The sequence below is a fragment of the Deinococcota bacterium genome (assembly GCA_030858465.1).
Classification (GTDB): domain Bacteria; phylum Deinococcota; class Deinococci; order Deinococcales; family Trueperaceae; genus JALZLY01.
Map to the genome: position 1 here is coordinate 1 of JALZLY010000301.1, position 8,178 is coordinate 8,178.

Consider the following 8,178-nt stretch of genomic DNA (forward strand, 5'->3'; position numbering starts at 1 on the left):
ACCGTGCGCGACTCCAGGTCATACCTCGTCACGAGCCCAGGGTAATTTTGCAAGATGTTGTGCAGGAGCCTCCAGGTCTTTTCGGTATCCGTTTTCATGTCCACATGGAGAAGAAGCGTGCCCTGAGGGTAGATAGTGCCCCCTCTCTCGTGGAAGATTTCCCAGAGAGGGTCTAAATACCTTTCCGTAAGGGTTCCGATCGTTCTCCCGCTGCGTGCATCTCCCTCTATCTCTTCCCAATCGTGGGCTACATAGAGCTCTTTCATCGCACGCGAGTTTCCCTCATCGTCGACAAAAGGAATCTCCACGTAAAACACGTCGGGTTCGATGCTGCTCATCCCACTCTCGAGCGCGTCGAACAAGGGCCGCGGCTGGTAGTAATCGTTATGGGAGTGGGTCGCCGGAAAGTAAGGCACGTCCTCTCCCATAGGGGTTTCCGATGCCGAAACCGTAGCGAGTAACGCGAGCACCATCAAGCCCAGGAATCGGCAAAGTGGCTTCAGTTCTGCTCGTTTCATGTGTACCTCTCCTCTATAGGTTTGCATAGCCTTGTTGCGCTACCGGAGTCGGTTGCCCCCATCTTCAGCCTCTCAGCAAGGGTGGGAACTCCAGACGCGCTGCGCCGAGGCCAGGCCGCCCGGACACAGACCGCTCAAACACAGCAGCACCAGGGTCATAAGGGTCCATCGCTTCATCGTTTACCTCCCTTGACGTCTCCAAGATAACACACCGGGATACCATACCACCTCGGCGCGGCCAAATCTCACTGTCACCGCTCCCTCGCTGTCTCCAGCGCCACTATCTCCAAAGCACGTCAGGGGGGGTGTCAGGGGAAGGTGGGAGGGCTTCAGCACCGGCCTATCAGGCACGCCAGTTCCTGCTGGGACCAGGTGTAGCGCCAGAGCGGCCGCAAAGGTGCCTCCTCCCTGGGGCGCTTCAGCAGAGGTAGCTGCGCAAAGCGGTTCTCGCCCCGCGGCGGCGCCCGTACCGCCACCTCCAAAGCCCCTTCCGTAAAGGTGACAATCCGGCCCTCGTGGTCCCAGAGGAAGCCCTCGTCGAACCAGCCCAGATGAGCGCCGTAAGGGCTGTAGACCGAAAAGCTGTCGCCCACGGGGTCACGCTCCAAGTAGGCGACGGGCTCGCCGCTCCAGAGGTGGAGCGTCAGGGTGTCGCTTGCGACGAAAGCCGCGGCGCTAGCCGTAGCGTCGTAGAGGACGACCTCTTGCGCCCAGGCACCGGCGAGCAGCAGCAGGACTGCCAGCAGCGCGGTTCTCCTAGACACAGCGCTAAATGCAGCGCCCGCCATCGACCTCGAGGCAGACGCCGGTGATGAACTCGGCCTCGCCCGAGGCCAAAAAGAGCGCCGCGTTGGCGATGTCCGAGGCACGGCTGAAACGGCCCAGGGGAATGCCCGCAAGCACCCTTTCCCGCTTTTCGGGCGAGTCGCCGCCGATGAAGTCGTCGAAGAGCGCCGTCTCGCCCATCACCGGGTTGACGGCGTTGACGCGTATCCCGTCGGGCGCGAGCTCCACCGCCATCGACTTGGTGAGGGTGATGGCCGCGCCCTTGGTGCCGTTGTACCAAGTCAGACCCGGCCGCGGGCGCACCCCGGCGGTCGAGGCGACGTTGACGAAGACGCCGCCGCCCCGCGCCCGAAAGACGGGCACGGCGTGGATGGCCGCGAGATAGAGGCTCTTGACGTTGACCGCGTAGACCCGGTCGAAGACCTCTTCGGAAACCTCGAGCATCGGCCCGTTCCTGTGCGTGATGCCCGCGTTGTTGACCATGATGTCGAGGCCGCCGAAGCGCTCTACGGCTGCGCCCACGAGCGCCTTGACCTCGTCGCTTTTGGACACGTCCGCCCTGAAGAAGACTGTCGCGCCGCCGCCGGCACGAATTTCCCCGGCGACTCTCTCGCCGCCCTCCTCAGCAATGTCGCCCACCACGACCTTGGCGCCCTCCTCGGCAAAGCGCCGGGCGATGCCCGCGCCGAAGCCGGAGCCGCCCCCGGTCACGATGGCTACCTTGTCCTCGAGCCTCATTCCTCACCCCTGTCTGTAGCTGCCTTGTCTGTAGCTGCCCTAGCCATGCTTGAAGGTTACCGTCTTTAGAACCGTGAAGCTCTTGAGGCCCTCGAAGCCCTTCTCACGGCCAAAGCCCGAGCGCTTGACGCCGCCAAACGGCAGTTCGATACCGCCGCCCGCGCCGTAGTTGTTGACGTAGACCTGCCCGGCCTTGAGCCGCCGGGCGAGGCGCATCTGCCGCCCGCCGTCAGCCGTCCACACCCCCGCCAGCAGACCGTAGTCCGTGCCGTTGGCCAAGGCGACCGCCTCATCTTCGCCCTCGAAGGGCGTCGCCGCCAGAACGGGGCCGAAGACCTCCTGCTGGGCGAGGGGGTGCTCGGGCGGCACGTTGCCGACGAGGGTAGGAAGGACGTAGAAGCCGCCCGCCGGCGCGTCCGCCACGGTCCCCTGCGCCACGACCTCGAGCCCGTCCGCCCGAACCCTGTCGAGAAACCCTTGCACGCGCCCCTTCTGCCGCGCGCTGATGAGCGGGCCGCAGTCCGGGCCCTGGGTGGCGGCGCCCGTCCTCAGCTTGCCAAAGCTCTCCGCCAGGCGCTCCATCACCGCGTCGTAGGCCGAGCGCTCGACGAGCAGGCGGCTGCCCGCCGAGCAGGTCTGCCCGGCGTTTTGAATGACCGCGTTGACCAGGCTCGGCAGGGCGCTCTCCAGGTCGGCGTCGGCGAAGACGAGCTGCGGCGACTTGCCGCCGAGTTCCATCGTCACCGGGCGGTTGTGCAGCGCCGCCGCCCCTTGCACCAGCGTCCCTACCGCGGGCGAGCCGGTAAACGAGATGTGGTCGATGTCGGGGTGCCCGGCAAGGGCCGCGCCCGCCTCCTCGCCGTAACCCGTGACGACGTTCAAGACCCCCTCGGGCAGCCCCGCCTCCAGGGCCAGCTCGGCCAGCCTCAGAATTGACTGGCAGGCGTCCTCGGCGGGCTTGACCACGCAGGCGTTGCCCGCCGCCAGGGCGGCGACGACCGAGCGGCCAAAGATCTGCGCGGGGTAGTTCCAGGGGATGATGTGGCCGGTCACGCCGTGCGGCTCGCGCAGGGTGATGACGGTGAAGCCGTCATGGTAGGGAACCGTCTCGCCGTGCAATTTGTCCGCCGCCCCGGCGTAGTATTCGCAGTAGCGGGCGCAGGCGCTGATGTCGCTCTTAGCCTGCGGCGCGGGCTTGCCGGTGTCGCGCGACTCGAGCCTCCAGAGCGCGTCAAAGTGCTCCTGCACGAGGCCGCTGAGGCGCATGAGGATGCGCCCGCGCTCAAAAGCGGGTGTGCGCTCCCACCCACCCTCGAAGGCGCGCCGGGCCCTCTTCACGGCGGCGTCTATGTCTTTCGCCGTGCCCCTCTTGATCTGCCCGAAGGTTTCACCGGTGCTGGGGTCGATGACGGGAATGGTGCTCCCCCCGGCGACCTCTCGCGGCTCGGCGTCTAACGTCTCGCTTGCCATGCTCTCTCCTCGCCTTCTTCCGATAAGTCTAAAGCCTCACCGGGCCGACTGCTGAGAGCGCTCGAGCCCAACGTCACCCGACGCTTTCACCTCTAGCTTAGCGTCACCCGACGCTTTCACCTCTAGCGCGCGTAGAGCAGGTCGCGCAAAAACAGCGACACCTCCGGCACATAGGTGACGATCATCAGGCACAAGAACACCACGCCCACAAAGGGCAAGAGGCTGCCGATTATCCTGTCCAGAGGAATCTTGGCGACCGTGCAGGCCGCAAAGAGGTTGACGCCCAGGGGCGGCGTAATCATGCCGAGCGCCAAGTTGACGACCATGATCAGCCCGAAGTGGACCGGGTCGACGCCGAACTGCAGGGCGATGGGCATGAAGATGGGCGCCAAGACGATGATCGCCGCCGAGGTCTCGACGAACATGCCGACGATGAGGAGGACCACGTTGATGGCCAACAGAAAGGTCCAGCGCTCGTCGAAAAGGCCCGTCATCCAGGCGGCGATCTGGGTGGGCGCGCCGGAGTAGGAGATGAGAAAGCTGATCAGCGACGCCGCCGCGATGATCAGCATGATGATGGACGTCGAGATGAGCGACCTCCGGAAGATGTCGGGCAGCTCCTGGGGCTTGATCTCGCGGTAGACGAGCCCACCCACGATGAGCGCGTAAAAGACCGCTACCGCCGAGGCCTCGGTGGGCGTAAAGACGCCGCCGTAGATGCCGCCGATCACCACGAAGGGCATGAGCAGCGCCAGCAGCGCGCGCTTAGAGGCGGTCCCAAAGGACATCCGCCCGCTCCGGTCGCCGCCGCCGAAGCCCTTGAGCGCGCTAAAGACGGCGATAAAGACGATGAGCGCGCCGCCGATCAAGAGACCCGGCCCGATCCCGGCGATAAAGAGCTGGCCGATCGACACGTCGGTGCTGACGCCGTAGATGATGAGCGGAATCGAGGGTGGGATGAGCACGCCCAGTTCCGCCGAGGAGGCCTGCACCGAGGTGGCGAAGGGGCGCGGGTAGCCGCTACGGATCATGGCGGGAATGAGAATGGCGCCGATGGCGAAGGTCGTCGCCACCGAAGAGCCCGACACCGAGGCGAAGATCATGCAAGTCAAGACGCAGGTGCAGGCGAGGCCGCCCGGCATGCCGCCGATGATCGACTTGGCGAAGTCCACCAGCCGCGCCGAGATGCCCCCCGCCCCCATCAGGTTGCCCGCCAGGATAAAAAAGGGAATCGCCATCAGGGGCACCTTGTCGATGCCGGTGAACATGCGCTGGGCGACCAGGAGCAGCGGCAGGTTGGTAAAGAACTCGATGGCGACGATGCTGGCCAGCGTGATCGCCACCGCGATGGGCACGCCCAGGGCGAAGAACAAGATAAGGGCGAGGACCAGCGCCGCGTTCACGCTGTCTCCGCCACCGTTTCGCTGAAGAGAAGCTGCTCTGGGTCCCTCAAGACCTCGACAAAGCGCGCCAGGACGGCGACGATGCAAAAGGCCGAGCCGACCGGGATCGCCGCGTAGACCCAGGCGATCGAGATCCAGATGCCCGCCAAGGTCTGCGGCTGTACGCGCAGGGTCATCTTGTAGCCCTGCCAGGCCAGGATCAGCAGGGCGAGCAGTGTCAGCAGCGTCACCAGGCTGTAGACCGGCACCAGCAGGCGGCGCGGCAAGAGCCGGTAGATGAGCTCGACCGCGATCATGGCGCCCATCCGAAAGGCCGCCGCAGCGCCCAAAAAGACGAACCAGATCATTACTGAGCGCGCGGCCACCTCCGACCACACCGAGGGGTGGCCGAAGACGAAGCGGGTGATCACCTGGTAGAAGGACAGGCTGACGGCGACGGCCAACATGAGCGCCGCCAGGTTGTGGACGAAGCCCGTCAAGAAGCGCTCGAGGCCGAGAAAGGCGCTAATCATCGCAGCGGCCATCGCAGCGGCCATCGCAGCGGCCGGGCCGGTTCCCGGGCGGACGCCCGGGAACCGGAAAGTGCTCGAGAAGCTTTGGCCTTGCCGCCGGCCTCATTCGCCCCCCCTCATTCTCCGTAGTTGCGGATACGCTCCAGGAGCTCGTCGCCGTACTGCCTGGTGAAGTCCTCATAGGCGGGCGCCACCGCCGCCCGGAAGGGTTCGATGTCGATGTCGGTGGTTACGTCCATGCCCGCCGCGCGCAAGGCCTCGATGCCCTCCTGCTCCACCTCGGTCACCTTGTTGCGCGTCGCCTCGACCGAGGCCTTCGCCGCTTCCCTGAACCAACCCTGCTCCTCCTCGGAGAGGCGGTCCCAGACGGAGGGCGAGATCAAGACCAGCGCCGGCGAGTAGACGTGGCCGGTCAGGCTCAAGTAGCGCTGCACCTCCTGGAAGTTGGCCGAGGTGATGACCGGTATGGGGTTCTCCTGGCCGTCGACGGTGCCCTGCTGCAAGGCGGTGAAGAGTTCGGGAAAGGCCATCGGCGTGGGCGCCGCCCCCGCCGCCTGAAAGGCGCGGATGTGAACCTGGTTTTCCATGGTGCGGATCTTGAGCCCCTGCAGGTCCTCGGGCGTCCTCACCGCGCGCTGGTTGTTGGTCAGATGGCGAAAGCCGTTTTCGGTCCAGGCCAGGGCGACGATGCCGCGCTCGGGGAAGCTCTCCAAGAGCTCCTGGCCGATCTCGCCGTCCAAAACGCCGCGCGCGTGCTCGTAGTCGCGAAAGAGGAAGGGGAGGTCCAAGACCAGGATCTCCGGCACGAAGTTGCCGACGGGGCCGGTCGAGGTGATCACCATATCGACCGAGCCGATCTGCAGGCCCTCAACCATCTCGCGCTCACCGCCGAGCGCGTTGGCGGGCTGCTCGACGATGTGGATGCGGCCTTCGCTCAAGCGGTCGATCTCTTGAGCAAAAGCCTGTGCCCCGGCGCCGTAGTGCGAGTCGGGCGAGAGCGAGTAGCCCAGGTTCAGGGTCATCTGGGCCTGGACCAGGCCGCCCATCACGCAAGCGGCTAGCAAGGTTGATACCATAGAGCTGAACTTCATCATGCCGGTGTTCCTCCTTGAATATCTTTGAATGTCTTTGAAGCCGATAGAACTGTTCACTAGCCTTCCTGGTTTTTCCGGTACTCTATCCCTCTTCACCTCCATGACGCCTCGACGCACAATGCCTTGACGCACAATGCCTTCGCTTGGCCGCTGAGATTTCGGCCGCTGTTCATAGCGCTTCCTCCAGCTCCAGCGCGGTCAGCGCCCGGCCGTTCTCGAGGTGAACGCGCATGGCCTCCTTGGCCGCCGTGGGGTCCCGACGCCTCACCGCCTCCAGAACCAGGCGGTGCTCGGCGTTGGAGGTTTCAGGTCTACCGGGGCGTTCCAAGGAACGCCGCCGCGACGCGTCCATCAGCGTGGCCACGCCCGTCATCACCTGCCCTAGAGCGGCGTTGTGCGCGGCATGGGTGAGGCAAGTGTGAAAGAGCGCGTCCTCCTTGTCGCCCAGCTCGCCTCCGGCGATAGCCTCATCCATGCCCTGCGCCGCCGCCTCGAGGTTCTCCAGGTCGCTCTCGCTGCGCCGCCGCGCCGCCAGCTCCGCGATCGCCGACTCGACGATCTCGCGGAGCTCCCAGATGTCGGGCAGGAATGCCTCGGGGCGCTGGCCTAAGCGGCGGATCTGCGTCAGCAGCAGGGCTAAGGGCAGAGCCGAGACAAAGGCGCCCTTGCCCTGGTGAATCTCGATGATGCCCAAGGCCTCGAGTCTGACCAGCGCCTCGCGAACGACGCTGCGGGCCACGCCGAAACTCGCCACCAGTTCCTGCTCGGAGGGCAAGCCCTCACCAGGCTTCAGCTCGCGGGACACGATCCAGTCGCTAACCTCTTGCGCGACGGCGTCGACGAGCTTGGGCGTGCTGATCTTGCTGAGACCCCTGCCGTTTGATCCTCCAGGCCGCTGCGGCATTTCCCTCCTTCCGTAATCACGTTCCGTAATCACGTTCCGTAATCATGTGCTGTAATCCTGCTCAACCAAGAGGATGGTTGACCTAACCGAGTTGCGTGTGGCAGAATGCTATCAGATGTCTGATGAGCTGTCAAGCTGACGCTGGTCTCGAGAGGGCTTCATAAAGGGACTTCAGGGGAATGAGCCTCCCTCCTGCACCTTGGGCTTTATACCTTGGAGGCTGATGTGAAGGAGGCTGATGTGACGCGGCCTGCGACGGCCGCCCAAAGCCCGGTCGTCGTCTATCTCGCCGACGACCTGAGCGGCGCCAACAGCAGCGCCTCGCTCCTCTACGAGGCAGGGCTGCGGGCCGTGCATGTCGTGGAATATGACCGCCTCGAGGCTGCGGTTGGAGACGGACAGGCTTATGTCGTCGACTTGGCCAGCCGGGACGCGGACGAAAGCCTGGCGGGCGAGCGCCTAAAGGCGTGCATCGGCGCCCTCGAGCGGCGGCTCGAGCGACCCATTCTCTGGGGAAAGCGCATCGACTCGACCTTGCGGGGCCATATCGTCCTCGAGCTGCGGGTGTTGCGCAAAGCACTTGGGCGCGGCCCCGCGCTCGTCGCCCCGGCCTTTCCCCAGGCCGGCCGCACCACCGTCGGGGGCTACCAGCTCGTGGACGGCCGGCCCGTCACGCTGGGGGGTGAGCCGCTGCTGGGCCACCTGCCCAGCCTCCTGGCGGGGGCCGGCTACCACGCCCTCCAGCCCCTGAGC

The 8,178-nt window shown here is 65.3% G+C and carries 9 protein-coding genes; 1 reads left to right on the plus strand and 8 read right to left on the minus strand.

Going from position 1 to position 8,178, the window contains the following annotated elements; translation table 11 throughout:
• The 8 genes from M3498_14970 to M3498_15005 all read right to left on the minus strand — a co-directional run.
• Positions 1-518: hypothetical protein (locus tag M3498_14970; GenBank protein ID MDQ3460581.1), on the minus strand; the 518-nt coding region annotated here is incomplete at its 3' end.
• 329 nt (positions 519-847) lie between these two features.
• Entirely contained in the window at positions 848-1,282 is a 435-nt protein-coding gene (locus M3498_14975) for a hypothetical protein (GenBank protein ID MDQ3460582.1), read from the minus strand.
• Between the two features lie 4 nt (positions 1,283-1,286).
• Complete coding sequence (locus M3498_14980) at positions 1,287-2,042, minus strand: SDR family oxidoreductase (GenBank protein ID MDQ3460583.1); 756 nt, start codon at positions 2,040-2,042, stop codon at positions 1,287-1,289.
• Positions 2,043-2,081: 39 nt separating this feature from the next.
• Positions 2,082-3,512, minus strand: coding sequence for an aldehyde dehydrogenase family protein (locus tag M3498_14985; protein ID MDQ3460584.1), 1,431 nt, complete (start codon positions 3,510-3,512; stop codon positions 2,082-2,084).
• 122 nt (positions 3,513-3,634) lie between these two features.
• The gene (locus tag M3498_14990; GenBank protein MDQ3460585.1) at positions 3,635-4,915 is read right to left on the minus strand and encodes a TRAP transporter large permease; all 1,281 of its coding nucleotides are present in this window, start codon (positions 4,913-4,915) and stop codon (positions 3,635-3,637) included.
• Positions 4,912-5,427, minus strand: coding sequence for a TRAP transporter small permease subunit (locus M3498_14995; GenBank protein MDQ3460586.1), 516 nt, complete (start codon positions 5,425-5,427; stop codon positions 4,912-4,914). Before M3498_14995 ends, M3498_14990 begins: the two co-directional genes overlap by 4 nt.
• Before the next feature lie 116 nt (positions 5,428-5,543).
• A complete protein-coding gene (locus M3498_15000) occupies positions 5,544-6,503 on the minus strand; it encodes a TRAP transporter substrate-binding protein (protein ID MDQ3460587.1) in 960 nt (319 codons plus the stop codon).
• Between the two features lie 187 nt (positions 6,504-6,690).
• The gene (locus M3498_15005) at positions 6,691-7,425 is read right to left on the minus strand and encodes a FadR family transcriptional regulator (protein ID MDQ3460588.1); all 735 of its coding nucleotides are present in this window, start codon (positions 7,423-7,425) and stop codon (positions 6,691-6,693) included.
• A 240-nt stretch (positions 7,426-7,665) separates the two neighbouring features.
• On the opposite strand from M3498_15005, the gene M3498_15010 reads away from it, so the two are divergent.
• Positions 7,666-8,178: four-carbon acid sugar kinase family protein (locus M3498_15010; GenBank protein MDQ3460589.1), on the plus strand; the 513-nt coding region annotated here is incomplete at its 3' end.